Origin of the sequence: Stenotrophomonas sp. Y-13 (assembly GCF_046267925.1) — a bacterium.
Classification (GTDB): Bacteria; Pseudomonadota; Gammaproteobacteria; order Xanthomonadales; family Xanthomonadaceae; genus Stenotrophomonas; species Stenotrophomonas acidaminiphila_A.
Genome location: NZ_CP176501.1, coordinates 484929 through 510015, shown reverse-complemented (window position 1 = coordinate 510015; position 25087 = coordinate 484929). Strand labels below are relative to the sequence as shown.

Annotated in this window: 18 protein-coding genes; 14 read left to right on the top strand and 4 right to left on the bottom strand. The window is 70.3% G+C overall.

What is annotated here, in order from left to right; all coding sequences use genetic code 11:
- Nucleotides 1–49: 49 nt before the first annotated feature.
- The 3 genes from ACJ7VY_RS02195 to ACJ7VY_RS02185 form a co-directional block, all read right to left on the bottom strand.
- The gene (locus tag ACJ7VY_RS02195; RefSeq protein ID WP_409476285.1) at nucleotides 50–2665 is read right to left on the bottom strand and encodes a TonB-dependent receptor plug domain-containing protein; all 2616 of its coding nucleotides are present in this window, start codon (nucleotides 2663–2665) and stop codon (nucleotides 50–52) included.
- A gap of 59 nt (nucleotides 2666–2724) precedes the next feature.
- Complete coding sequence (locus tag ACJ7VY_RS02190) at nucleotides 2725–3645, bottom strand: AraC family transcriptional regulator (protein WP_321989886.1); 921 nt, start codon at nucleotides 3643–3645, stop codon at nucleotides 2725–2727.
- Between the two features lie 259 nt (nucleotides 3646–3904).
- Nucleotides 3905–4279, bottom strand: a complete 375-nt coding sequence (locus ACJ7VY_RS02185; RefSeq protein ID WP_161614327.1) for a hypothetical protein — start codon at nucleotides 4277–4279, stop codon at nucleotides 3905–3907.
- A 380-nt stretch (nucleotides 4280–4659) separates the two neighbouring features.
- On the opposite strand from ACJ7VY_RS02185, the gene ACJ7VY_RS02180 reads away from it, so the two are divergent.
- Nucleotides 4660–6927: a winged helix-turn-helix domain-containing protein gene (locus ACJ7VY_RS02180; RefSeq protein ID WP_409476284.1), complete on the top strand. Its 2268-nt coding sequence runs from the start codon at nucleotides 4660–4662 to the stop codon at nucleotides 6925–6927.
- Between the two features lie 207 nt (nucleotides 6928–7134).
- Nucleotides 7135–8370 carry a chromate efflux transporter gene (gene chrA, locus ACJ7VY_RS02175; RefSeq protein ID WP_409476283.1) on the top strand — a complete coding sequence of 412 codons (1236 nt, stop codon included), beginning with the start codon at nucleotides 7135–7137 and terminating at the stop codon, nucleotides 8368–8370.
- Between the two features lie 61 nt (nucleotides 8371–8431).
- Here chrA and glmS read toward each other — a convergent pair whose 3' ends face one another.
- Entirely contained in the window at nucleotides 8432–10264 is a 1833-nt protein-coding gene (gene glmS, locus ACJ7VY_RS02170) for a glutamine--fructose-6-phosphate transaminase (isomerizing) (protein ID WP_240212954.1), read from the bottom strand.
- Between the two features lie 217 nt (nucleotides 10265–10481).
- Between glmS and ACJ7VY_RS02165 the strand changes: the two genes are divergently transcribed.
- The 12 genes from ACJ7VY_RS02165 (at nucleotide 10482) to ACJ7VY_RS02110 (ending at nucleotide 25081) form a co-directional block, all read left to right on the top strand.
- The gene (locus ACJ7VY_RS02165) at nucleotides 10482–11750 is read left to right on the top strand and encodes an efflux RND transporter periplasmic adaptor subunit (RefSeq protein ID WP_104937941.1); all 1269 of its coding nucleotides are present in this window, start codon (nucleotides 10482–10484) and stop codon (nucleotides 11748–11750) included.
- A gap of 158 nt (nucleotides 11751–11908) precedes the next feature.
- Complete coding sequence (locus ACJ7VY_RS02160) at nucleotides 11909–12631, top strand: ABC transporter ATP-binding protein (RefSeq protein WP_104937940.1); 723 nt, start codon at nucleotides 11909–11911, stop codon at nucleotides 12629–12631.
- 18 nt (nucleotides 12632–12649) lie between these two features.
- Nucleotides 12650–13972 (top strand): ABC transporter permease, encoded by a 1323-nt coding sequence (locus tag ACJ7VY_RS02155; RefSeq protein ID WP_104940095.1) that lies wholly within the window; start codon nucleotides 12650–12652, stop codon nucleotides 13970–13972.
- 8 nt (nucleotides 13973–13980) lie between these two features.
- The gene (locus ACJ7VY_RS02150; RefSeq protein ID WP_409476282.1) at nucleotides 13981–15198 is read left to right on the top strand and encodes an ABC transporter permease; all 1218 of its coding nucleotides are present in this window, start codon (nucleotides 13981–13983) and stop codon (nucleotides 15196–15198) included.
- A gap of 20 nt (nucleotides 15199–15218) precedes the next feature.
- A complete protein-coding gene (locus tag ACJ7VY_RS02145) occupies nucleotides 15219–16523 on the top strand; it encodes an ABC transporter permease (RefSeq protein WP_409476281.1) in 1305 nt (434 codons plus the stop codon).
- Nucleotides 16524–16615: 92 nt separating this feature from the next.
- Nucleotides 16616–17839: an ABC transporter permease gene (locus tag ACJ7VY_RS02140; RefSeq protein ID WP_161614321.1), complete on the top strand. Its 1224-nt coding sequence runs from the start codon at nucleotides 16616–16618 to the stop codon at nucleotides 17837–17839.
- 96 nt (nucleotides 17840–17935) lie between these two features.
- Nucleotides 17936–19249 (top strand): ABC transporter permease, encoded by a 1314-nt coding sequence (locus ACJ7VY_RS02135; protein ID WP_409476280.1) that lies wholly within the window; start codon nucleotides 17936–17938, stop codon nucleotides 19247–19249.
- Nucleotides 19250–19427: 178 nt separating this feature from the next.
- The gene (locus tag ACJ7VY_RS02130) at nucleotides 19428–20645 is read left to right on the top strand and encodes an ABC transporter permease (protein WP_161614319.1); all 1218 of its coding nucleotides are present in this window, start codon (nucleotides 19428–19430) and stop codon (nucleotides 20643–20645) included.
- A gap of 19 nt (nucleotides 20646–20664) precedes the next feature.
- Entirely contained in the window at nucleotides 20665–21141 is a 477-nt protein-coding gene (locus ACJ7VY_RS02125; protein ID WP_202626394.1) for a nuclear transport factor 2 family protein, read from the top strand.
- Entirely contained in the window at nucleotides 21138–22472 is a 1335-nt protein-coding gene (locus ACJ7VY_RS02120; RefSeq protein ID WP_409476279.1) for an ABC transporter permease, read from the top strand. The genes ACJ7VY_RS02125 and ACJ7VY_RS02120 overlap by 4 nt, the downstream gene beginning before the upstream one ends.
- A gap of 23 nt (nucleotides 22473–22495) precedes the next feature.
- Complete coding sequence (locus ACJ7VY_RS02115; RefSeq protein WP_409476278.1) at nucleotides 22496–23698, top strand: ABC transporter permease; 1203 nt, start codon at nucleotides 22496–22498, stop codon at nucleotides 23696–23698.
- A 42-nt stretch (nucleotides 23699–23740) separates the two neighbouring features.
- Nucleotides 23741–25081, top strand: a complete 1341-nt coding sequence (locus tag ACJ7VY_RS02110) for a sigma-54 dependent transcriptional regulator (protein ID WP_161614316.1) — start codon at nucleotides 23741–23743, stop codon at nucleotides 25079–25081.
- The last annotated feature ends 6 nt before the right edge of the window (nucleotides 25082–25087 follow it).

Sequence of the window (25087 nt, the reverse complement as noted above, 5' to 3'; positions counted from 1 at the left end):
GACGGGCGCCACCGGGGCGCCCGTCGTGGCAAACGGCCCGGGCGGCGGCTCAGAACTTCTGCGTGTAGCGCAGGTAGACGATGCGGCCGTAGGCGTTGTACAGGTTGAAGTTCCAGGGCCGGCCGTCGGTTTCGACCAGCTGCGGGTAGCGGTTGCCCAGGTTGTTGGCGCCCAGGGTGATGCCGGCGTTCCACGGCGCCTTGTAGGTCAGCGCCAGGTCATGGGTGACATAGCTGCCCACGCGCGTGCCCGGGTCGCCGGCCAGGAAGCCGAAGGTCGGCTTGACCCCGGGGTTGCGCTGGTCGCCGATGTAGTTGACGTTCCAGTTGACGCTCCAGTCCCCGCGGCTCCAGATGTTGCGCAGGCTGCCGCGCATCTCCGGGGCGGCCGCCCAGCCCAGCCGGTCCTTGACCGTGGCCCCGTCGGTCACCTTGAACTCCAGCACGCGCGCCACCTGCAGCCAGCTCTCCAGCCGGCCCCAGCCGCCGCCGTCGAAACGGCCGCGCAGGTTCAGGTCCAGGCCGCGGGTGCTGAGGTCGCCCTCGTTGGCATAGGCGGTGTTGATCTCGCGGATGGAGCCGTTGGCGCGTCGCTCCACCGAGGTTCCGGCCGGCAGCGGCAGGCCGTTGTTGTCGAACTCCACCAGCTCCTGGTACTCGATCTGGCGGATGCGGTCGTCGATGCGGATGTGGTAGTAGTCCAAGGTCAGGTTCAGCCAGTCCAGCGGGTCCCAGGCCAGGCCCAGGCTGTACTGGCGGGAATGCTCGGAGCCCAGCGCGGGGTTGCCGCTGGACCAGGTATCGACCTGGTAGCTGACGTCCTTGCTGACCGGGCCATCGGCGATGCCGTCGTTGTTGGCGTCGCCGCCGCACTGGGCGGACGAATAGCCCACCGCCAGGCAGCTGCGGTAGTCCTGCACGTGCTCGGCCGAGAACGAACGCTTGGCATGGATGCTGTTGAGGTTGGGTGCGCGAAAGCCCTTGCCGACCGAACCGCGCAGGGTCAGGTTGGCCAGCGGCTGCCAGCGCAGCGAGAGCTTGGGCGACAGGTCGCCGCCGTAATCGCTGTAGCGGTCGTAGCGCGCGGCCAGGGTGAAATCGAACCCGTCCGCCACCGGCAGCAGCCATTCGGCGAAGGCGGCCTGCACGCGGCGGTTGCCGGCCGCCGAGTTGCCCGAGGAGCCGGCCACGACGCCGGCTTCGGACAATGAATCGTAGGTGTCGGCATAGTCTTCGCGGCGCGACTCCAGGCCGAACGCCAGCGCCGAGCGCCCGCCGGCCATGTCGAACAGGTCCAGGCTGGCGTTGGCGTAAAGCTCGTCGATGACGAACTTGCCTTCGCGGCTGGTGGTGGTGGTGAAGCCCTTGATGACCTCGTCCGGGTTGCCGAACGGGTCGCGCAGGTTGTAGCGGCCATCGGCGGCGGCGGCCTCGGCCAGCGGGGTGACGATGTAGCCGCGTCCCTGGTCGCGCAGGCGCGCGTCGCTGCGGCGCACGCCGGCATCCACGCTGAGCCGGTCGTTGACCTGCCAGTCCACGCCGACGCCCAGGTCGAGCACGGTGTTGTCGATGTAGTTGTCGCGGTTGCCGGCCGCGGCGTAGCGGTGGTAGATGAAGGCGCCGAGCCCGTCGCCGGGCACCGGGTCGTTGGGCGAGTTCTCCGCCACGTAGAGCACCCCGGGCGTCGGCGCGTAGCGGCCGAAACTGCTGGCATGGCTGTAGCTGGCGGTGGAGTACAGCGACACCGCGTCGTTGACCCGCAGGGTGCCGCGCGCGAACAAGGCCTTGTTCTTGATCGAGGCCTCGTTGGCGGCCACCGCGTTGTAGTCGTAGACGCAGTTGCTGCCGTTCATCCAGAAGTTCGGGTCCTTGCAGGCATAGCCCGGCAGCGCACCACCGGCATCGCCCTCCTCGCCCGGGCTGGTCGCGCTCTCGAAGTAGAAGTTGTTGCCATAGGGCGAGCTGCCGCGCGTGTCGCCGCCGAGCTGGTCGCGGGTGAACACGATGCCGCGCGCGTTGTAGGACGCGCCGAACATCAGATTGCCGCGCTCGCCGGAGGTACCGAACAGGAGCGATCCCTCCTCGGTGTCGCCGCCGGCGACATCGGGCGATCCCCTGCCGAGGCGCAGTTCGGCGCCGTCGAAATCCTTGCGCAGGATGATGTTGACCACGCCACCGATGGCGTCGGAACCGTACAGCGCGGAGGCGCCGTCGGACAGCACCTCGATGCGCTCCACCGCCGCCATCGGGATGGTGTTGAGGTCGGCATTGCTGCCCAGCGACGGCGCGTACGGCGCGCGGCGGCCATCGACCAGCACCAGAGTGCGGTCCGAGCCGATGCCGCGCAGGTTGACGTCGGATACGCCCTGGGCGCTGCTGCCCGAGCGCGGGCTGAAGTTGCCGAACGAGGCGAACGTGGTATCGCGCAGCACATCGGCCACCGAGACATGGCCGCTGGCGTCGATCGCGGCGCGGTCGATCACGGTGACCGGCACCGCGCCCTCGATGTCGGCGCGCTTGATGCGCGAGCCGGTGACTTCGATCCGGTCCAGGCTGCGCACGTCCGGCTGCGATTGCGCCAGCGAAGCGAACGGGACCAGTGCGGCGGCGATGCCCAGCGGGAGCACGGCCAGCCGGGCGACCGGCTTGGAACAGCGATGTTTCACGGATTTCTCTCCAGGTAATGTTGGTGGGACGTCAACGCCACACGACGTTAATGAGCCGCTCACGCCACTGCGCCGCATGCCCTGTCCATTGGGTTTGCAGGGTCTGTCGACAGCGCCTGCGCGCCACTGCGGTACAGCGACGGCGTCACGCCGAAGCGGGTGCGGAATGCGCGCGAGAAGCTGCAGTTGTTCTCGAAGCCACTGGCCGCGCCGACCTCGGTGATGGACAGCGAGGTGTCGCGGATCAGACGCGCGCTGCTGGCCAGCCGCAGCCGCACCGAGGTGGCCTGCGGGCATTCGCCGTAGACCGCACGGAAGGTCTTGGTGAAGTACCAGACCGACATGCTGCTGAGCTCGGCCAGCTCGCCGATCCTGACCACCCGGTGGGTATGCCCTTCGATGTACTGCAGGGCGCGCTGCATGCGCGCATAGACCTGCCGCCGGTGCGACAGCGAACGCCCCGGGCAGCGCGCGATCAGCGCCTGCTGGCCCTGCTGCAGCCCGGCCAGGGCGCGCAGCAGCCGCTCCACCTGCCAGCGGTCGGCGGGCGTGGCCTGCATGCCGCGGCCCGGGCGCCCCAGCACCGCGCGCCAGCGGCGCGCCAGCAGCCGCCGCGCCAGCCCCGTCGCGCTGCCACGGCCCGGGAACAGCGCCAGCTGCGGCGAGCGCAGCAGGCGCATCTGCAGGGCCGCCGGCAACACCAGCCCGACGGCGACGGTGCGTTCACCGGCATGCAGCAGCGGGTGCGCGCCACGGTCGAAGTGGATCCACTGGCCGGCCCCGAGCCGGAACGCACCCGCCCGCGCGGCAATGTCCAGCTCGCCCCGGAGCACCAGCCAGAACGACGCCTCGGCCGCGCCCAGCGCCAGGCTGGCGCCGCGCGCGAGCGTCGCCAGCAGCGGCAGGTCGGCATCGCCCACCTGCTCCAGTTCGCGCGTATCACCACGGTCCAGCCACAACACCTGCATTTGCACCTGCATGACCACTCCTTTGTTGGAACTGGCCATCTGTTTGCGCGTCCGCGTGCCGAAATGCCGGAAATGCAGCCGAAATCTTTCCGAAATCCGCTGCCGGCGGCGTGCCACAGAGCCTTGCCGCGTCCGCGCGGCGGACAGGCGGACAGTGCGGACAGCCCGTGCGCACTGGCTGCGCCGCGTATCCGGCGTCCGCGGCGGACACACGAACGCGCAGGCCCGCACCAGGACGGTGCGGGCCTGCGTTGGATCACGGGGTTCCGGGTCAGTTGCGCCGGCGCGCGAGGCGCTTGTACTCGGCCTCGTCGATCGCGCGCATCCCGCGCACCGCGCAGCGGCCGGACCGGGAAGTCACCACGCTGCCTTCGGTGCAGACCACGTTCTGGCGGCCATCGGTGGCGATCACGATGTTCGAATTGCGCATCATCGCCTCGCAGTAACCGCCGAAATCGAGGCGCAGATGCTTGTCGCCATCAGCGATGACCATGCCCTCGCCGCCCACACGCGCCGCCTTGTGCTGGCCGGACAGGGTGACGCAGGACGCCGGCGTGGCATCACCCTGCTTGCCAGCCGCCACGGCATCCACGGGCAGCATGGCGGCGGCGGCCAGGCCCAGGACGATCATCAGATATCGGTACATGGTGCTTTCCTTCTTCATGCCGTGCCCGGCATGGGCACGGACACAAGGCTAGGCAGCGGCCAGCACCGCGGAATCTGCTTGAAGTCGCGATGACCAAGGACCGGGCATGACGCCAAGCCATGCAAACCGCGTGGCGGACGACGCAGGCGAAGGCATCGCCTGGCTGAACGCCGGTGCGCGACCTGACCAAAGGCACATGCCGCTGTGCCGGTGGCGACACATCCTCGGGCCGTGACGGGGCCGTGGCTGCGGCACGGCATCGCACCGGACCGACGCGGTCCGCGTGACGTGCCGGTGCGGTGCGCGCCCTGTCCATGATCAGGGCGGGCATGCTGGCCAGGCCTGCAGACGGGCAGACCGGCACAAGGGAAGAGCAGGCAGTGAACGACGTGGGTGATACCGGCAACGCGGACCGGGCGCAGGCGTCCGCGGGCCGTATCCTGCGCGTGGGCGACCACGATATCGACGTGGACCGGCGCACCGTGGTCTCGCGCATCGATGGCAACTCGCGACGGGTGACGCGCAAATCACTGCAGGTACTGCGGGTGCTCGTGGACGAGGCCGGGAAAGTGGTGAGCCGCGACGTGCTGCTGGCACGCGTGTGGCCCGACACGCTGCCCACCGACGACGTACTGACCCAGGCCATCGCCCTGCTGCGCAAGGCATTCGGCGACGACCGCGGGGCCCCGCGCTACATCGAGACCATCGCCAGGGGCGGCTACCGCCTGCTGGCCACGCATGCGTGGCTGGCGGCGCCTGTCGTGGATGCCGAACCGGCGCGGGACGCCGCCACGCACGAGGCCACGGCGCCGGAACTGCATCCGGAACCGGATCCGGCCCCGCACCCGGCCCCACCCGCCGCGTCGCGGCGCGCAGGGCGGCGGTGGTGGCCCGCGCTGCTGGCGGTCGCGGTACTGGGGGTGACGCTGGTGCCGGCGCTGCTGCTGCCCGCCCGCACCGCGCGCCACGCCGCGGCAACCGCGGCCGGCGGCGCGCGCGAGGCGTCGCTGCAGTACCACGCCATCGTGTCCTCGCCCGAGCAGGAGACCGCGCCGCGCCTGTCACCGGACGGCACGCAACTGCTGTTCGCGCGCCAGGACCCCGCTACGGGCGGGCAGCGGCTGTACCTGCAGCGCACGTCGCAGGCCAGCGCGCAGCCGTTCACCTTCCCCGTCGGCGACGAGCGCGACAGCCTGCCGGCATGGTCGCGCGACGGCCGCCAGGCCGCGTTCGTGCGCAGGTCCGGGCAGGGCTGCCACTTCATGCTCGCCGCGGCCGACGGCGGCGCCGCGCGGGTGGCCGGCGCCTGCGCGGACCGCGAGGGGCAACCGTTCGACTGGACCCCTGATGGCGGCGCACTGGTTGCCGGTGGCCTGCGCGCGGACGGCGGCCGTGGGCTGCACCGGCTCGATCTCGCCAGCGCGCGCTGGCGCGCACTGGACTACGGCGTCGACCGCGATGCCGTCGATTCGCTGCCGCGCCATTCCCCCGATGGCCGCTGGCTCGGCTTCCGCCGCGGCACCACGCTGGGCGACCTGTGGGTCATGCCCGCGGCCGGTGGTACGCCGCGCCGCGTCACTTCGCTGCGCGGCGACATCCGCGGCTGGGCCTGGCTGCCGGACAGCCGCGGCATGGTCTTCAGCCTGGTCAAGGAAGAAGTCCGGCTGTACCGCGTCGACCTGGCCGGCGGCACGCCGGTGCCGCTGCCGGTGCTGGGGGGCGGCAACCCGACCTACCCCGACATCGCCGCCGACCATTGGTCGATGGTGTTCGAGATCGACCGGCTGCGCAGCGGCATGTTCCGCTTCCGCACCGACGGCAGCGGCGGCGGCGAACCGGTGTTCGCATCCAGCGGCGTCGACCTCACCCCCGGCATCTCCCCCGATGGCAGCACCCTGGCCTTCGTGTCCGACCGCAGCCTGCACGCGCAGCTGTGGATCGGCCAGCCGGCGCACCCGCAGACGCTGCGTCCGGTGGCCGGGCTGGTGCCGGTGCCGCGCCATCCGCCGGTCTGGTCCGCTGATGGCCGCCGCCTGCTGGTGATCGGCCGCGGTGAGCACGGCGACCGGCTGTTCGAGGTCGACGTCGGCAGCGACACGGTGAACGCGTTGCCGGTGCCGGCCGCGTCGCCGGCGTTCGCCGCCTACACCGATCGCAGCGACCGCCTGCTGGTGGGCACCGACGCCGGCCAGGGCCGCCTGCAGCTCACGCTCTATTCGCTGCCGGACTGGCGCCGCATCGCCTCGCTGGACGACGTGGCGGTTGCCCGCCATGACCCGGCCGGACACCGGGTCTGCTTCACCCGGCCGGCCCGCCGCGGCCTGTGGTGCGCCGACCCGACGCTGCAGGCGGTGGTCCAGCATGACGCCGGGTTCCCGGACGTGGCCCATTACCGCGAGTGGAGCATCGCCGCGGGAACGCCGCACTACAGCGGGCCGGCCGCGGGCTGCGGAACCGCGTGGCTGCCGCTCGGCCAGGCGCGCCGCGACGGCGGCCGCACCCGCTGCCTGATCGCCGCGCAGGCCACGCTGCCCGGCTCCAGCAGTGTCGACCGCGAAGGCCGCTGGTTGTATGCATCGTTGCCACTGGAGCACAACATCGACGTCGGCTGGACCTCGCTGCAGGCATTGGCCGCGACCGCGCGGTGACGGCGGGTGGGCGGCCGCCCCCGCGGTGGCCGCGGACAGCGTCGCCCGCGCAGACGCGCCTGTCATCGGCCTGCGCTACTGTCGGCCACCGCCTTCCGCCATCGCGCCGTGCCATGCCCACCACCGCTTTCCCGGCCGCCACCGGCCGCCCCCCGTCGCAGCGCGTCCGCAGCCGCCCCGCAGGCGCGGTGCCACCGGGAAGCCGCCGTGGCGCATGAAACCGATGCGCCCGGCGGCGCTGACCCGGTGGCCGGCGACAGCGCATGGCGCGTGTTCCTGGTGTTCCTGCGGCTGGGCCTGGTCGCCTTCGGCGGGCCGGTCGCGCACCTGGGTTACTTCCACGCCGAGTTCGTCACCCGGCGCCGCTGGCTGGACCCGCGCGCCTATGCCGACCTGGTCGCGCTCTGCCAACTGCTGCCGGGCCCGGCCAGCAGCCAGGTCGGCATGGCGCTGGGCCTGTCGCGCTGCGGCTACCGTGGTGCGTTCGCTGCCTGGGCCGGCTTCACCCTGCCGTCGGCCATCGCCCTGATCGTCTTCGCGCGGTTCCTGGCCGCGCATCCCGGGGTGATTCCGCCCGGGGTGCTGCACGGACTCAAGGTCGTGGCGGTGGCGGTGGTGGCGCAGGCGGTCTGGGGCATGGCACGCAACCTGTACGCCGGCGGCACGTGGCTGGCGCTGGTGCTGGTGGCGGCCGCCATCGCCCTGGGCGTTCCTTCGGCCTGGGTGCAGCCGGGCCTGATCGCCGCCGCCGCGCTGGCCGGCCTGCTGCTGTTCAAACCCACGCCGGCGCCCCCAGGCGGCGCCTGGACGATCGCCGTGGGACGCCGCGCCGGCGCGTGGTGGCTGGCGCTGTTCTTCGCCCTGCTGGTGGCGCTGCCGCTGCTCGCCGCGCTGCGGCCCGGCCACGCCATCGCCGAGGCCAACGCTTTCTTCCGCGCCGGCGCGCTGGTGTTCGGTGGCGGCCACGTGGTGCTGCCACTGCTGCAGGCGGCGGTGGTGCCAGCGGGCTGGGTCGACAACGACACCTTCCTCGCCGGCTACGGCGCCGCGCAGGCCATGCCCGGGCCGTTGTTCGCCTTCGCCGGCTTCCTCGGCGCCTCCATGCAGGCGGCACCGTCGGGCTGGAGCGGCGGGTTGCTGTGCCTGCTAGCGATCTTCGCCCCGTCGTTCCTGCTGGTCGCAGGCACGCTGCCGTTCTGGAACCGGCTGCGCGGCAACGCGCGCATGCGCGCCGCGCTGAGCGGCATCAACGCGGCGGTGGTGGGCCTGCTGCTGGCCGCGCTCTACGACCCGGTAGGCACCCATGCCATCCATGCGCCGCGGGACATCGCGCTGGCACTGGCCGCGCTCGCCGCGCTGGCATGGTGGAAGCTGCCGCCGTGGCTGGTGGTGGTCGGCTGCGGTGCCGCCGGCGGGATCGCGGGCTTCGCCGGCCTGCAATGAACCGGCGGCCGGACGCGGTTGCCGCGCCGGCCGCCGTAGGGTCAAGCGGGCACCGCCGCGCTCACTCCACGGTGACGCTCTTGGCCAGGTTGCGCGGCTTGTCCACGTCGGTGCCGCGCGCCAGGGCGGTGTGGTAGGCCAGCAGCTGCACCGGGATGGTGTGCACCACCGGGCTGAGCACGCCGGCGTGGCGCGGGGTGCGGATCACGTGCACGCCGTCGGAGGCGGTGAAGTTGCTGTCCTGGTCGGCGAACACGAAAAGCTCGCCACCACGCGCGCGCACTTCCTGCATGTTGGATTTCACCTTCTCCAGCAGGCTGTCGTTGGGCGCGATCACCACCACCGGCATCTCCGCGTCCACCAGTGCCAGCGGCCCGTGCTTGAGCTCACCGGCCGGGTAGGCCTCGGCATGGATGTAGGAGATTTCCTTGAGCTTGAGCGCGCCTTCCAGCGCGATCGGGTAGTGCAGGCCGCGACCGAGGAACAGCGCATTGGCCTTGCCGGCGAAGCGCTCGGCCCAGGCCACGATCTGCGGTTCCAGGTTCAACACGTGCTGCACGCTGCCCGGCAGGTGCCGCAGCTGCTCCAGGTAGTCGGCCTCGCGCGCGGCGTCGACCCGGCCGTGCAGCCGGCCCAGCACCACCGCCAGCTGGAACAGCGCCGCCAGCTGGGTGGTGAAGGCCTTGGTCGAGGCCACGCCGATCTCGGCGCCGGCGCGGGTATAGCAGACCAGTTCGCTGGCGCGCGGGATGGCGCTCTCGGGCACGTTGCAGATCGACAGCGTGTGCGCGTGCCCCAGCGACTTGGCGTACTTCAGCGCCTCCATCGTGTCCAGGGTTTCGCCGGACTGGGAAATGGTCACCACCAGGTGCCTGGGGTTGGCATAGGCGGCGCGGTAGCGGTACTCGCTGGCGATCTCCACGCTGCACGGCAGCCCGGCGATGGCCTCGATCCAGTAGCGCGCGGTCAGCCCGGCGTAGTAACTGGTGCCGCAGGCGAGGATCTGCACGCCCTCGATGCCGGCCAGCACCGTTTCGGCGTTGCGGCCGAACAGCGTGGCAGGGAAGCCGCCGGCGTCGATCGCCGCCTCGATGGTGTCGCCCAGCGCGCGCGGCTGCTCGTGGATTTCCTTCTGCATGAAGTGGCGGTACGGGCCCAGCTCCAGCGATGCCAGCGACACGTCGGACAGGTGCTCCTCGCGCTGCACCGGCATGTCGTCGGGGCCGAACACGCGCACGCCGGCGCGGGTCAGCTCGGCGGTGTCGCCTTCCTCCAGGAACACCACGCGGCGGGTGGCCTGGATCACCGCCGACACGTCGGAAGCGACGAAGTTCTCGCCCTCGCCCAGGCCCACCAGCAACGGGCAGCCCATGCGCGCGACCACCATCCGCTCCGGCTCCTTGCGGCTGATCACCGCCAGCGCGTAGGCGCCGGTCAATTCCTTGACCGCCCGCTGCAGCGCGCCCAGCAGGTCGTCGTGGTCGGCCTGCAGGTGGTGGTGGATCAGGTGCGCGATGACCTCGGTATCGGTCTGCGACTCGAACGTGTAGCCCAGCGCGCGCAGACGCTCGCGCTGTTCCTCGTGGTTCTCGATGATGCCGTTGTGCACCAGCGCCACGCCGTGGCTGACGTGCGGGTGGGCGTTGGATTCGGTGACGCCACCATGGGTGGCCCAGCGGGTGTGGCCGATGCCGAGCGTGGCGGCGAAGCCTTCGGCCGCGGCGGCGCTGGCCATCTCGGCCACGCGGCCGGTGCGGCGCACGCGGCGGATGTCGCGGTCATTGAGCACGGCGATGCCGGAAGAGTCGTAGCCCCGGTATTCCAGCCGCTTCAGTCCTTCGATCAGTACCGGTACCACATCGCGATCCGCGATCGCTCCCACAATGCCGCACATAGTCCATCCGCCTGGATTCACAGACGGACATTCTAGGTCAGCCGCTTCGGACATCCATCGGACAACGGCGCGACACCCGGCCGCGGACACTGTCCGCGCCGGTGTCCGCGGACACCCGGACACCGCACCGCGCAGGAATTAATCCTTGTTTTTCATGCACATGGATGTTGGCACGGGACGTGCTTAACAGATACCAACTCTTCCAGCGAAGCCGACGATGATCCGCGACACCTCCGCTCAGGACCAGACAATCTCCCAGCGCTCGCGGCCGCAGTGGCGCCGCTGGCTGTGGCCGGCCGTGGCCACGGTCGTGGTGCTGGCGGGCATCGGCTTCGTCGCCAAGGGCTGGCTGGGCGGCTCGCGCTCGTTCGATGGCGCGCGCCTGCGCATCGCCACCGTGGGCCGCGGCGACCTGGTGCGCGACATCGCCGCCGACGGCCGCGTGATCGCCGCCAACAGCCCGGTGCTGTACGCGATCTCCGCCGGCACCGTGACCCTGAAGGTGGTGGCCGGCGACGTGGTCAAGCAGGGCCAGGAGCTGGCGGTGATCGACAGCCCGGAACTGCGCAGCAAGCTGGCGCAGGAACAGGCCACCCTGGCCGGCCTGGAGGCCGAGGCCGGGCGCGCCGCGCTCGACGCCACCCTGGCCCGCGCCACCGCCAGCAAGGTCACCGACCAGGCCGCCATCGACCGCCAGGCCGCCGCCCGCGACCTGGAGCGCTACCAGCGCGGCTTCGACGGCGGCGCGGTGCCGCAGGTCAACCTGGCCAAGGCGCAGGACGACCTGAAGAAGGCCGAGATCACCCTGCAGCATGCGCGCAGCGATGCCGCGCTGCAGAGCCAGGGCGCGGACCTGGACGCGCGCAACAAGCGCCTGCTCGCCAACCGCCAGCAGGCGGTGGTGGCCGAGGTGCAGCGCCAGGTGGACGCACTCACCCTGCGCGCGCCGTTCGACGGCCAGGTCGGCCAGGTGCAGGCCACCCAGCACACCCAGGTCGCGGCCAACGCGCCGATCCTGGGCGTGGTCGACCTGTCGCGCTTCGAGATCGAGATCAAGGTGCCCGAGAGCTTCGCCCGCGATCTGGCGATCGGCATGCCGGCCCAGCTCACCAGCGGCTCCGGCCAGCCGTTCCCGGGCGAAATCTCCGCGGTTTCGCCGGAGGTGGTCAACGGCGAGGTCGTGGCCCGCATCCGCTTCTCCGACAAGCAGCCCGAGGGCCTGCGCCAGAGCCAGCGGATGAGCGCGCGGATCCTGCTCGACACCCGCAAGAACGTGGTCAAGGTCGAGCGCGGCCCGTTCGTCGAGCAGTCCGGCGGCCGCTACGCCTGGGTGGTCAACGGCAGCACCGCCAGCCGCCGCCCGGTGCAGTTCGGCGTCAGCAGCCTGGGCGAGGTCGAGATCGTCTCCGGCCTGCAGCCGGGCGAGAAGGTCGTCGTTTCCGGTACCGACCTGTTCGGCGACGCCGAGAAGGTTTCCATCAACTGATCGAAAAGCCGGGCGCGGGGAACGGGCAACGGGGCATGGAAGCGACGGCAATCGTCCAGACCCCCGCAGGCGCGTTCCCCCACCCTTCCGCCACTGCACTTCCTGTCCACCACGCCTGATCCCGCGTTTCCCGTTTCCCCTTTCCCAGAGGTCATCCCATGCTCCAGATGCAATCCGTCTCCAAGGTCTTCCGCACCGAGCAGGTCGAAACCCACGCGCTGCGCTCGCTCGACCTGCACGTGCGCGAAGGCGAGTTCGTCGCGGTCACCGGCCCGTCCGGCTCCGGCAAGACCACCTTCCTCAACATCGCCGGCCTGCTGGAGACCTTCACCAGCGGCAAGTACCTGCTCGACGGCCAGGACGTCAGCCACCTGGGCGACGATGCCCGCTCGCGCCTGCGCAACCAGAAGATCGGCTTCATCTTCCAGGGCTTCAACCTGATCCCCGACCTGAACCTGTTCGACAACGTCGACGTGCCGCTGCGCTACCGCGGCATGCCCTCGGCCGAGCGCCGCGAGCGCATCGAGAAGGCGCTCAGCAGCGTCGGCCTGGGCTCGCGCATGAAGCACTACCCGGCCGAGCTGTCCGGCGGCCAGCAGCAGCGCGCCGCCATCGCCCGCGCCCTGGCCGGCAGCCCGCGCCTGCTGCTGGCCGACGAACCGACCGGCAACCTCGACACGCAGATGGCGCGCGGCGTCATGGAACTGCTGGAGGAGATCAACAGCCAGGGCACCACCATCGTCATGGTGACCCACGATCCGGAACTGGCCGCGCGCGCGCAGCGCAACGTGCACATCGTCGACGGCCAGGCCACCGACCTGCTGCGCGAACCGTCGCTCGGGCGCGCGGTGGCGTCGGTCGAAGCGGCCACCCAGGCCTGAGCCACGGACATGCTGTCGCTGCTCCCCTACTACCTCCGGCAAGGCCTGCGCAGCCTTCGCCGCACGCCGGTGCTCACCGGGCTGATGGTGCTGTCCATCGCCATGGGCATCGGCGCGGCGATGACGACCTTGACCGTGCGGCACCTGCTGTCCGGTGATCCGCTGCCGGGACGCAGCCAGCACATCTACTACCCGCAGATCGATGCGACGCCCAGCGAGGAGCCGCGCGCCAACCCGCTGGACATGCTCGACTACACCACCGCCGTGGACCTGTGGCGCGCGGCCAGGGCCGACCGCCAGGCGCTGGTGGTGGACAGCCCGGTCAAGCTGCAGGCACCGGACAACGGCGAGCCGGCGAGCATGGCGACCATGCTCTCCACCACCGCCGATTTCTTCCCGATGTTCCAGGTGCCGATGGCCTGGGGCAGCGGCTGGTCTGCCGAGGACGACGAACGCCGCGCGCGGGTGGCGGTGATCTCCTGGGACCTCAACCAGCACCTGTTCGGGGGCACGGACAGCACCGGGAAGATGCTGCGCATCCGCGGCAGCGACGTGCGCATCGTCGGCGTGCTCGCACCGTGGCGGCCCTCGCCCCAGTTCTACACGGTGGCCGGCGGCCGCTTCGCCCAGGGCGATACGGCGTCGTACTACGCCAAGCCCGAGGACGTGATGGTGCCGTTCTTCACCGGCCTGCAGATCAACGCCGGCAACTTCCACCAGTTCACCTGCTGGGCGCTGCCCGAGCGCCCGGGCCACCTGGAGAACTCGCCGTGCGTATGGCTGCAGCTGTGGGTCCAGCTGGACAGCAGCGCCAAGGTCGCCGCCTACCGCCAGTTCATGGACGGCTACGTGCGCCAGCAGAACACGCTGGGCCGCATCCGCCAGACCGGCAACATGCGCCTGCCAAGCCTGATGGAATGGCTGGACTACAACGGCGCGGTGCCGCGCGATGCGCGCCTGCAGTCGTGGCTGGCACTGGCGTTCCTGGGCATCTGCCTGTTCAACACCGTCGGCCTGCTGCTGGCCAAGTTCCTGCGCCGCAGCGGCGAGATCGGCGTGCTGCGCGCACTGGGCGCCACCCGCACCATGGTGTTCCTGCAGTGCCTGGTCGAAGCGGCGCTGATCGGCCTGGCCGGCGGCGTGGCCGGGCTGGGCCTGACCCTGCTGGGGCTGTGGAACGTGCGCCAGCAACCGCTGGAATACGCCGACATGGTGCACCTGGACCTGCCGATGCTGGCCCTTACCTTCGCCCTGGCCGTGGCCGCCACGCTGCTGGCCGGCCTGTTGCCGGCGCTGCGCGCGAGCCGGATCGACCCCGCACTGCAGGTCAAGTCGCTGTGAGCATGCGCATGGACATCAAACCCATCCTGGCGACCCTGACCCGGCACCGCGTCTCGGCGCTGCTGATCACGCTCGAGATCGCCCTGGCCTGCGCGGTGCTGTGCAACGCGCTGTTCATGGCGGTGTCGCGCATCGACCTGATCGGCCTGGACAGCGGCGTGGACGAAGCGTCGCTGGCCACGCTGTCACTGAACGACTGCGAGGGCTGCAACCCCGCCGACATCAACGGCCGCTGGCTCGAGCTGCTGCGCCGCCAGCCCGGGGTACAGGCCGCTGGCGTGGTCAACAGCCTGCCGTTCGCGCAGCGCGCCGGCGCCGCCGGTGTCACCCTGGACCCGGAAGGCAAGCGCTTTGGCGGCGTGCCGCACTTCTACACCGTCGACCCCGGCGCGATCCAGGCGCTGGGGCTGGTGCCGGTGCAGGGCCGTGGCTTCACCGCCGCCGACTACCAGCCGGTCGACAACTTCCTGCCGGCCAATGCGCAGGTGTGGATCACCCGCGATTTCGCCGAGCACCTGTGGCCCGGCGAGAATCCGCTCGGCCGCGAGTTCTGGATGGGCCCCTCGCACCTGAGTGTGGCCGGCATCGTCGCCCACTTCGCGGTGCCCAACCCCGGCCGCAGCGAAGGCGGCGTCGCCGCCGCGCAGTGGTCGGTGATCGTGCCGGTGGCCACCGACGCGCAGAGCGGCACCTACGTGGTGCGCGCCGATCCGCGCGACCTGCCGGGCATTCTCCACGACGCGCTGGCGGCGGCACCGCGGCTGGTGCCCGAGGCCATCGTTAACCGCGAATACAGCCGCACCCTGGCCGAACTGCGCCACCGCTATTTCACCCAGGACCGGGCCATGACCCGGCTGCTGCTGGGCGTCTGCCTGGCAATGCTGCTGGTGACCGCGCTGGGCATCGTCGGCCTGGCCAGCTTCTGGGTACAGCAGCGCACCAAGCAGATCGGCATCCGCCGCGCGCTGGGCGCCACCCGGCGCCAGGTGGTGGCCTACTTCCAGACCGAAAACCTGCTGCTGAGCGCCGCCGGCATCGTGCTGGGCATGTTGCTGGCCTATGCCGGCAACCAGGTGCTGATGCACTACTTCGAGACCGACCGGCTGCCGCTGCTGTACCTGCCGCTCGGCGCGATCGCCCTGTTCGCGCTGGGCCAGGCCGCCGTCATCGGCCCGGCGCTGCGCGCCGCCTCCGTTCCGCCCATCGTCGCCACCCGCGGTCAGTGACCGCCCGCAAGGATACGTCCATGTTCGCCTACTACTTCAAACTGGCGCTGCGCAGCTTCCGTCGCAACAAGGTGCTCACCGCGTTGATGGTGCTGGCCATCGCGCTCGGCATCGGCGCGGCGATGACCACCCTGACCGTGTTCAAGGTGCTGTCCGGCGACCCCATCCCGCACAAGAGCGAGCGCCTGTTCTACGTGCAGCTGGATCCCTACACCAAGGAAGGCTACAAGCCGGGCGAAGAGCCGGAGCAGCAGCTGACCCGCTTCGACGCCGAGGAGCTGCTGCGGCAGAAGAAGGCGCCGCGGCAGGCGATGATGACCGGCGGCGACGGCATCGTCGATCCGCGCGTGGATGCGCTCAAGCCGTTCAGCGTGAGCGCGCGTTACACCTCCGCCGATTTCTTCCCCATGTTCGACACGCCGTTCCTGTACGGACAGGGCTGGAGCGGCACCGAGGACAGCGGCCGCGCGCGGGTGGCGGTGATCAGCCGCAACCTCAACGAGAAGCTGTTCAAGGGCCAGAACAGCGTCGGCCGCGAGGTACTGTTCGAAGGCCATCCGCTGCGCATCGTCGGCGTGCTCGACAGCTGGTCGCCGCAGCCGCTGTTCTACGACGTGTTCGTCGGCAAGTACGACCGCAAGGAAGAGGTGCTGCTGCCGTTCTCCACCTCGCGCGACCTGCAGCTGGACCGCAGCGGCAACATGAACTGCTTCGGCCGCGAGATCGTCAACGACGCCACCGCGCTCAACGTGCCGTGCGCCTGGATCCAGTACTGGGTGGAGCTGGACGCGGCCGGCGACGCCGGTGCGTTCAAGGCCTACCTGGACAACTACTCCGAGCAGCAGCGCGCCGCCGGCCGCTTCGAGCGCCCGGCCAACACCCGCCTGCGCAACGTCATGCAGTGGATGGACTACCGCGGCGTGGTGCCCGGCGACGTGCGCCTGCAGATGTGGCTGGCGTTGGGCTTCCTGCTGGTGTGCCTGGTCAACACCGTCGGCCTGCTGCTGGCCAAGTTTCTGCGCCGCAGCGGCGAGATCGGCGTGCGCCGGGCGCTCGGCGCCAGCCGCGGCGAAATCTTCAAGCAGTGCCTGGTCGAGGCCGGCACCGTGGGCCTGGCCGGCGGGCTGCTCGGCCTGCTGTTCGCGCTCGGCGGCCTGTGGGCGGTGCGCCAGCGCCCGGCCGAGTACGCATCGCTCGCGCACCTGGACGGCTCGATGCTGGTGCTGACCTTCGCCCTGGCCATCTTCGCCAGCCTGCTGGCCGGCATCCTGCCGGCCTGGCGGGCGATGCAGGTGACCCCGGCGCTGCAGCTCAAGAGCCAGTAAGGCTGGAACGACTGGAGGGGTGGCGAGCAGGTCCGACCGGCTCTCCACCCGCTTCCCACCCCTCGTTTTTTCTTCCGCTTCCGGAGAACCCCATGGAAATCCGCCCCATCCTCTCCACGCTGGCGCGCCACAAGATGGCGGCCGCGCTGATCGTGCTGGAGATCGCGCTGAGCTGCGCCATCATCTGCAACGCACTGTTCATCGTCACCCAGCGCCTGGAGACACTGAACCTGGCCAGCGGCATGGACGATGACCGCCTGGTCGAGATCGCCCTGAGCGGCATCGGCCAGCAGACCGACGCCGATGCCCGCACCGCGCAGGACCTGGCGTCGCTGCGCGCCATCCCCGGCGTGGAACGCGTGGCCATCACCAACCAGCTGCCGTTCCAGAACGGCAGCTGGAACACCTCGCTCTCGCTCAGCGCCGAGCAGGAAGTCCCCACCCTCAGCGCCACCCAGTACATGTTCGGCGAAGGCACGCTGGCATCCATGGGGCTGAAGCTGGTCGCCGGCCGCGACTTCAACGCCGACGAATACAAGAGCAGCGACGAGCTGAACAAGATCGAGGACGTGAGCAACCTGTCCTCGGCCATCCTGCTGAGCAAGGCCGCCGCCGACAAGATGTTCCCGGAAGGCGATGCGCTGGGCAAAACCGTGTACATGGCCAACATCCCGCTGACCATCGTCGGCGTGGTCGACACCCTGCTGCGGCCCAACCTGATGGGCGGCAACCGCACGTTCTCGGCGATCTTCCCGATCCGCATGAACTTCTCCAACGGCGGCCGCTACCTGATCCGGGTCAGCGACCCGGCACGCCGCGCCGAGGTGCTCGAACAGGCGCTGGCCGCGCTGGACAGGAACGACCCCAACCGCCTGGTCTGGCGCAAGCAGACCTACGAAGAGGGCCGCGCCAAGTACTTCGCCAACGACCGCGACATGATCGGCCTGCTGCTGATCGTCAGCGCCCTGCTGCTGCTGGTGACCGCGCTGGGCATCGTCGGCCTGGCCAGCTTCTGGGTGCAGCAGCGCACCAAGCAGATCGGCATCCGCCGCGCCCTCGGCGCGACCAAGGGCCAGATCCTGCGCTACTTCCAGACCGAGAACTTCCTGCTGGCGACCATCGGCATCATCGTCGGCATGCTGCTGGCGTACCTGCTGAACCAGTGGCTGATGGGGCGCTACGAGCTGCCGCGGCTGCCGCTGCTGTACCTGCCGCTCGGCGCCGCGGCGCTGTGGTTGCTGGGCCAGCTGGCGGTGTTCGGCCCGGCGCGCCGCGCCGCGGCGATCCCGCCGGCCGTCGCCACCCGCAGCACCTGACCACGGACGCCCTTCCCGCGGCGGCAGGACGCACGCGGGAAGGCAGGCCCGGGACCCGTCCCGGGCCACAGGGAACACCGCACCACGGGGAACCATATGCTCGGCTACTACCTGCAGCTCGCGCTGCGAAGCTTCCGCCGCAACAGGGTACTGACCACCTTGATGGTGGTGACGATCGGCATCGGCATCGGTGCGGCGATGACCACGCTGACGCTGTACAAGGTGCTGTCCGGCGACCCGATACCGGACAAGAGCACGCGCCTGTTCTACCCGCGGCTGGAGCCGCGCACGCTCGGCCGCGACGTCAGCCTTGACCCGGAGCCGATGGACCAGCTGACCCGCTTCGACGCCGAGGAACTGCTGCGGCAGAAGCGCGGCGTGCGCCAGGCGATGATGAGCGCCGGCGCGGTGACGGTCCTGCCAGAAGGCACCGCGGCGCAGCCCTTCCGTGCCGCATCGCGCTACACCTCGGCCGATTTCTTCACCATGTTCAACGCGCCGCTGCGCGCCGGCCGCGGGTGGAGCGCGGACGACGACGCCGCACGCGCGCGGGTGGCGGTGATCGGCTCCGGGTTGGCCACGAAGCTGTTCGCCGACGCCGACCCGGTCGGGCGCGAGATCCGGCTGCCGCAGGGGGTGCTGCGTGTCATCGGGGTGATGGACGAATGGACGCTCAACCCGCGCTTCTACGACCTCAGCAACCGCCGCTTCGGCGGCGGCGAGCAGGTGTTCCTGCCGTTCTCCACCTCGCGCGACATGCGCCTGCCCACCCAGGGGAACATGAACTGCTGGGGCAACAGCAACAACGACCCGGAAGGCGCGCGCGGGCGCAACGCGCCATGCGCCTGGGTGCAGTACTGGGTGGAGCTGGCATCGCCCGGACAGGCTGGCGACTACCGCAAGTACCTGGCCGACTATTCGGACCAGCAGCGCGCCGCCGGCCGTTTTGAACGCCCGGCCAACGTGCGTCTGGATGACGTCATGGGCTGGCTCGACGTCAACCGCGTGGTGCCCAACGACGTGCGCATGCAGATGTGGCTGGCGTTCGGCTTCCTGCTGGTGTGCCTGCTCAACACCGTGGGCCTGCTGCTGGCCAAGTTCCTGCGCCGCAGTGGCGAGATCGGCGTGCGCCGTGCGCTCGGCGCCGCGCGCGGCGATATCTTCCGGCAATGCCTGGTGGAAGCCGGCGCCATCGGCCTGGCCGGCGGCCTGCTCGGCCTGGGCTTCGCCGCGCTGGGCCTGTGGCTGATCCGCCAGCAGCCGGACGATTACGCGCGGCTGGCGCAGATGGATACCGGCACCCTGCTGCTGAGCGTGACCCTGGCGCTGGCCGCCAGCCTGCTTGCCGGCCTGCTGCCGGCCTGGCGCGCGATGCAGGTGCCGCCGGCGCTGCAGCTCAAGAGCCAGTGAAGCAGGAACGAGTGAAGAGGAGTGAGAAGTGAGAGAAGTCCAGATCAAGAGCGCTTGCAATCAAGTCTGTCGTTTTTTCATGAGCAGTGATCGCAGCTGAGAAATGAAGCAACGGCTTGCCGTCGCTTCTTCTCGCTCCTCACTCCTCTTTACTCATTCCTCGCTCCCGGAGATTCCCATGGAGATCCGTCCGATCCTCTCGATCCTGATGCGGCACAAGACCGCCGCGGCGCTGATCGTGCTGGAGATCGCCCTGAGCTGCGCGATCATCTGCAACGCGATCTTCGTGATCGGCAACCGCACCACGGAAATGCGCCGCGAAAGCGGCATCGCCGAGGACGAACTGGTCCATATCAGCGTCAGCAGCCTGCAACCGGACCGCAACCGCGACGCGATGCGGCGCGAGGACACCGCCACCCTGGCCGCCGTCCCCGGGGTCAGGTCGGTCAGCAGCGTCAACCAGCTGCCCTACGGCGACAACGTCTGGGCGTCGGGCATCAACCTGCGCCCGGGCCAGGCCGACGCGGTCGTCACCGCCTCCAACTACATGGACGACGGCCACCTGCTGCCCACCCTGGGCCTGCGCGTGGTGGAGGGCCGCGGCTTCAACCCGGACGAGTACCAGGACCAGGACGCCCTGGACGCACCGGGGCAGGCGCCGCAGGTGCCCGCCGTGCTGCTGAGCCGCGCGCTGGCCGCACGCCTGTTCCCCGGCGGGAGCGCGCTGGGCCGCGACATCTACGTGTGGGGCGACCAGCCCACCCGCGTGGTCGGCGTGGTCGACCGGCTGATCGCCCCCGGGCGCGGACGCATGTTCGAGGACAGCGACCACAGCATGATCTTCCCGCTGTGGGTGTCCCACGGCAGCTATGTCCTGCGTACCGATCCGGCCCGCCGCGACGAGGTGCTGACGGCCGCGGTGGCCGCGCTCACCCGCGCCGACCCCAACCGGATCGTCGACACCCGCAAGACCGTCAGCGAGATGCGCCGCGACTTCTACAGCCGTGACCGCGCGGTGATCTGGCTGCTGGTGAGCGTGTGCGTCGCGCTGCTGGCGGTCACCGCGTTCGGCATCGTCGGCCTCGCCAGCTTCTGGGTGCAGCAGCGCACCCGCCAGATCGGCATCCGCCGCGCGCTGGGCGCCACCCGCACCCAGATCCTGCGCTACTTCCAGGCCGAGAATTTCATCCTCACCAGCACCGGCATCCTGATCGGGGTACTGCTGGCCTACACCTTGAACCTCACCCTGATGCGCCAGTACGAGCTGCCGCGCCTGCCCCTGGCCTACCTCCCGGCCAGCGCGCTGGTGCTATGGCTGCTTGGCCAGGTCGCGGTGTTCGGCCCGGCGCGCCGCGCCGCGGCGATCCCGCCCGCCGTCGCCACCCGCAGCGCCTGACCGGCGCAGGAGAAACCCGATGAAGACCCCGCTGTACCTGTTGCCCCTGCTGCTGGCGCCGGCCGTCCCGGCACTGGCGGCCGATGACCTGGCCACTACCATCGCCACGCTCGACCGCGCCGTGTTCGACAGCTTCAACCATTGCCAGGATCCGGCCCAGCTGGAGAAGCACGCCGGCTATTTCGACCCCGCGGTGGAGTTCTACCACGACACCGGCGGCGTCACCTGGACCCGCGAGGCCATGCTCGACAACACCCGCCGCCATGCCTGCGGCCGTTACACGCGCGAACTGATCGACGGCAGCCTGCAGGTGTTCCCGGTCAAGGATTTCGGCGCCATCGCCCAGGGCAGCCACCGCTTCTGCGACACCGCCAGCGGCAAGTGCGAGGGACTGGCCGACTTCGTCATGCTGTGGCGCCTGCACGATGGCCAGTGGTCGATCACCCGCGTGCTGAGCTACGGCCACCGCACGGCGCCCACGCCCGCGCAGCCATGAACTACACGCTGGAAACCGGCCTGCGTGGCTGCCTGCGGCATCCGCGGACAATGCTGCTGGCGGTCCTGACCCTGGCATTGGGGCTCGCATCGGTGATGACCATGCTGACGCTGTTGTCGGTGCTGTCGGCTGATCCGCTGCCCGGCATCAGCCACAGGCTCTACATCGCCTGGGCTGATTCGCGACCGGCGCCACGCAGTGGCGAGAACGACACCATCGATGGCACTGGCGCCAACGTACCGCCGCTTTGGAAGCTGCAGGACGTGCAGGCGATGCGTCACCAGCAGGCGGACGTCCGCCAGGTGGCGCTGCTGACCGCGCCGCTGTCGGTGAGCAATGCCGACGGCAGCAACACGCGCACCGCATCGGCGGTGCTGGCGGTAGGGCCCATGCTGTCGATGTTCGGCGTACCACTGCGCCATGGCCGTGCCTGGACGCCGGAGGAAGAACAGACGCGCGCGCCGGTAGTGGTGATCAGCCGCGCGCTGAGCCAGCGCCTGCTTGGCCGCGAAGACGGCACCGGTGCGGGGATCCGCCTTGGCCGCCATACATTCCAGGTGATCGGCATCAGCGAGCGCTGGGCACCACGCCCACGCCCACATTTCCTGCCCGGCAACGATCCCGGTTGGCAGGGCCATGGCGACGAGATCTTCGTGCCGGCGATGGCCGCGGTGGACGCGGGCGTGGAGGTCACCAGTACACGCCAATGCGATGGGGGTGGCTTCGATGGTTTCCGCTTCGATGAAATCAACATCGACAACTGCCGGTGGCTGGTGCTGTGGGCCGAGCTGCTGGATGGGGTTCAGCATGAAGCGTATGCACGCAGTCTGCAGGCGTTCGCAGCGCAGCGGCGGGCCAGTGGGGCCTTCGAGCGCGCTGCCGACACGACCCTGCGGCCCATGGGCGAATGGCTGCGTTTCAACCGCGTCGTGCCCGACAGCGTGCGCCTGAACCTGTGGCTGGCCGCCGGCTTGCTGGCCTTGTGCCTGGTCAATGTCGCCGGCCTGTTGGCCGCGCGCTTCCTGCGCCGTGCCGGCGAGCACGGCATACGTCGTGTACTCGGTGCGCCACGGCGCTCGATCATCGCCGCCTGCCTGGTGGAAGCCGGACTGGCCGGAGTGCTCGGGGGCGTACTCGCATTGCCGTTGACACTGGGCGGGCTGTGGCTGATGCGCCAACAGGGTGAGGCGTATGCACCACTGGCGCGCTTCAGCCTCCCACTGTTCCTTGCCTTGCTGGCGCTGGCACTGCTCACCGGCCTGCTGGTGGGATTGCTGCCTGCGCTGCGCGCGGCCCGGCAGGAGCCGGCGCTGCAGGTCAAGACGCTCTAAGGAAGACCAGCATGTTCCCTCTGTTGTCCGCGCTGCGCCGCAACCCATTGATGCCCCGGCTGATCGTGCTGCAGGTCATGGTGGCCAGCGCGATCCTCTGCAACACCCTGTTCCTGCTGGGCCAGCAAGCCGCCCCCTTGCTGGTGGATGATGGTCTGGCAGGCGATGAACTGGTGATCGTCGACCAACTGGTCAGCCGCGGTGCGCCATGGACCCCCGCGCAGGTCCGTGCAGGTCGCGATGCCCTTGCATCGATCGCCGGCGTCCGCGCCGCCAGCGCCGCGTCCGGCGTACCAATGCGCCAGACGCTGACCCTGGCCTTCGAGCTCAAGTCAGCCGACGGCACGATGCTGGCGACCACCGGCTATGTCGGTGAGCGCCTGCTGGAGACTTTCGGCCTGCGCCTGACCCGCGGACGCGACTTCCTGGACACCGAGTACCGCGACATCCGCATGGCCGACGACATGCATACGCCGATCATCATCACCGAAGCGCTGGCGCGGGCGTTGCTGGGGGATGCCGATCCCGTTGGAGCAACGTTGCGGTCAAGCGACGACAAAGGCAGCTACAGGGTCGTGGGTGTCGTCGCCCATCTCATGCGCTACCAGCTGTCGGAACTTGACGACGGAAAGGCGGAATACTCGATCATCATCCCCGGCATTCTCGACGGCATGCCCATCGCCAGCTATGCGCTGCGCACCGCCCCCGGCAACCGCGAAGCGCTGCGTGCGCAGGTGTCGAAGGTGCTGGACCAGCACTTCTCCGGGCGGCTGGTCGCGGGCATCGCGCCGGTGGTGGCCGACTATGAACACCTGCGGGACGACGGACTGCGCACCCGGCGCGCGGCGGTCTGGCTGCTGTCCACGGTGAACGCCGTGGTCGCCACGATCACCCTGATCGGCATCGCCAGCCTCAGTGGCTACTGGATCCAGCAGCGCACACGCCAGATTGGCATACGCCGCGCCCTGGGGGCCACGCGCGGACAGATCCTGCGTCACTTCCTGGCCGAGAACCTGGTGCTGGTCGGTGTGGGGTTGGCGTTGGGCCTGCTCCTGGCGCTGGGCATCAATCAATGGCTGATGCAGCATTACGAGTTGGCACGGCTGCCGTTACCCTACCTGCCGGCGGCGGCGGTGTTGCTGCTGGCGCTGGGACAGCTGGCGGTTGCCGGCCCGGCGCACCGCGCAGCGGGGCTGCCGCCTGCCAGCGCGGCCCGCAGTGTGTAAGGCCGGCGCTCCCCCACCCCCTTCTTTCCTGCAAGGCCCCGAATGCCGCAGATACTGATCATCGACGACAACGCCGCCGTGGCCACCGCGCTGGACGTGCTGTTTTCGCTGCACGACATCGAGACGCGCCATGCGTGTTCGCCCGCGCAGGGGCTGGCGATGCTCGCCGAACAGGAGTTCGACCTGGTCATCCAGGACATGAACTTCACCGCCGACACCACGTCCGGCGAAGAGGGACAGGTGCTGTTCCGGCAGATCCGCGACAGCTGGCCGGACCTGCCGGTGATCCTGCTGACCGCCTGGACCCACCTGGACAGCGCGGTGGAACTGGTCAAGGCCGGTGCCGCCGACTACCTGGCCAAGCCCTGGGACGACGGGCGCCTGCTGACCACGGTCAACAACCTGCTCGAGCTGGCCGAGACCCGCCGCGAACTGAGCCGCCGCCGCCAGCGCGAGCTCAAGCAGCGCCAGAGCCTGCACGAACGCTACGACCTGGCCGGGGTGGTATTCGCCGACCCGGCCAGCGAGCGGGTCATCAGCCTGGCCTGCCAGGTCGCGCGCTCGGACCTGCCGGTGCTGATCACCGGCCCCAACGGCGCCGGCAAGGAGAAGATCGCCGAGATCATCCAGGCCAACTCCGGCAAGCGCGGCGGCGCGTTCGTCGCGCTCAACTGCGGCGCGATCCCGGCCGAGCTGATCGAGGCCGAACTGTTCGGCGCCGAGGCCGGCGCCTACACCGGCGCCAACAAGGCGCGCGAAGGCAAGTTCGAGGCCGCCGACGGCGGCACCCTGTTCCTGGACGAGATCGGCAACCTGTCGCTGGCCGGGCAGATGAAGCTGCTGCGCGTGCTGGAGACCGGCCGCTTCGAGCGCCTGGGGTCCAACCGCGAGCGCCAGGTGAAGGTGCGCGTGGTCAGCGCCACCAACGCCGACCTGCCGGCGATGATCCGCGACGGCAGCTTCCGCGAGGACCTGTATTACCGGCTCAACACGGTGGAACTCGCCCTGCCGGCATTGGCCGAGCGCCGCGAGGACATCCTGCCGCTGGCCCGCCACTTCCTCGGCGACGAGGGCAAGCCGCTGTCGCCGCAGGCCGCGCAGGCGCTGCAGCGGCATACCTGGCCCGGCAACGTGCGCGAGCTGCGCAACGTGATCCAGCGCGCCAGCCTGCTCGCGCAGGGGCCGCGGATCGAAGTGGTCGACCTGAACCTGCCGCGCGCGCCGCAGCGGCCCATCGCGCAGGCGGACGAACCTGACCGCGCGCGCATCGTCGGCGCGCTGGAGCGCGCCGGCGGGGTCATCGCCCAGGCGGCGGCGGACCTGGGCCTGAGCCGGCAGGCGCTGTACCGGCGCATGGACCGCCACGGCATCCCGCGCGACTGACATGCA

Excerpts from the sequence above, each read along its gene's own strand:
- ACJ7VY_RS02190 (WP_321989886.1), bottom strand. The coding sequence starts at position 3,645 with ATGCAGGTGCAAATGCAGGTGTTGTGGCTGGACCGTGGTGATACGCGC.
- ACJ7VY_RS02185 (WP_161614327.1), bottom strand. The coding sequence starts at position 4,279 with ATGTACCGATATCTGATGATCGTCCTGGGCCTGGCCGCCGCCGCCATG.
- glmS (WP_240212954.1), bottom strand. The coding sequence starts at position 10,264 with ATGTGCGGCATTGTGGGAGCGATCGCGGATCGCGATGTGGTACCGGTA.
- ACJ7VY_RS02165 (WP_104937941.1), top strand. The coding sequence starts at position 10,482 with ATGATCCGCGACACCTCCGCTCAGGACCAGACAATCTCCCAGCGCTCG.
- ACJ7VY_RS02160 (WP_104937940.1), top strand. The coding sequence starts at position 11,909 with ATGCTCCAGATGCAATCCGTCTCCAAGGTCTTCCGCACCGAGCAGGTC.
- ACJ7VY_RS02150 (WP_409476282.1), top strand. The coding sequence starts at position 13,981 with ATGGACATCAAACCCATCCTGGCGACCCTGACCCGGCACCGCGTCTCG.
- ACJ7VY_RS02145 (WP_409476281.1), top strand. The coding sequence starts at position 15,219 with ATGTTCGCCTACTACTTCAAACTGGCGCTGCGCAGCTTCCGTCGCAAC.
- ACJ7VY_RS02140 (WP_161614321.1), top strand. The coding sequence starts at position 16,616 with ATGGAAATCCGCCCCATCCTCTCCACGCTGGCGCGCCACAAGATGGCG.
- ACJ7VY_RS02135 (WP_409476280.1), top strand. The coding sequence starts at position 17,936 with ATGCTCGGCTACTACCTGCAGCTCGCGCTGCGAAGCTTCCGCCGCAAC.
- ACJ7VY_RS02130 (WP_161614319.1), top strand. The coding sequence starts at position 19,428 with ATGGAGATCCGTCCGATCCTCTCGATCCTGATGCGGCACAAGACCGCC.
- ACJ7VY_RS02125 (WP_202626394.1), top strand. The coding sequence starts at position 20,665 with ATGAAGACCCCGCTGTACCTGTTGCCCCTGCTGCTGGCGCCGGCCGTC.
- ACJ7VY_RS02120 (WP_409476279.1), top strand. The coding sequence starts at position 21,138 with ATGAACTACACGCTGGAAACCGGCCTGCGTGGCTGCCTGCGGCATCCG.
- ACJ7VY_RS02110 (WP_161614316.1), top strand. The coding sequence starts at position 23,741 with ATGCCGCAGATACTGATCATCGACGACAACGCCGCCGTGGCCACCGCG.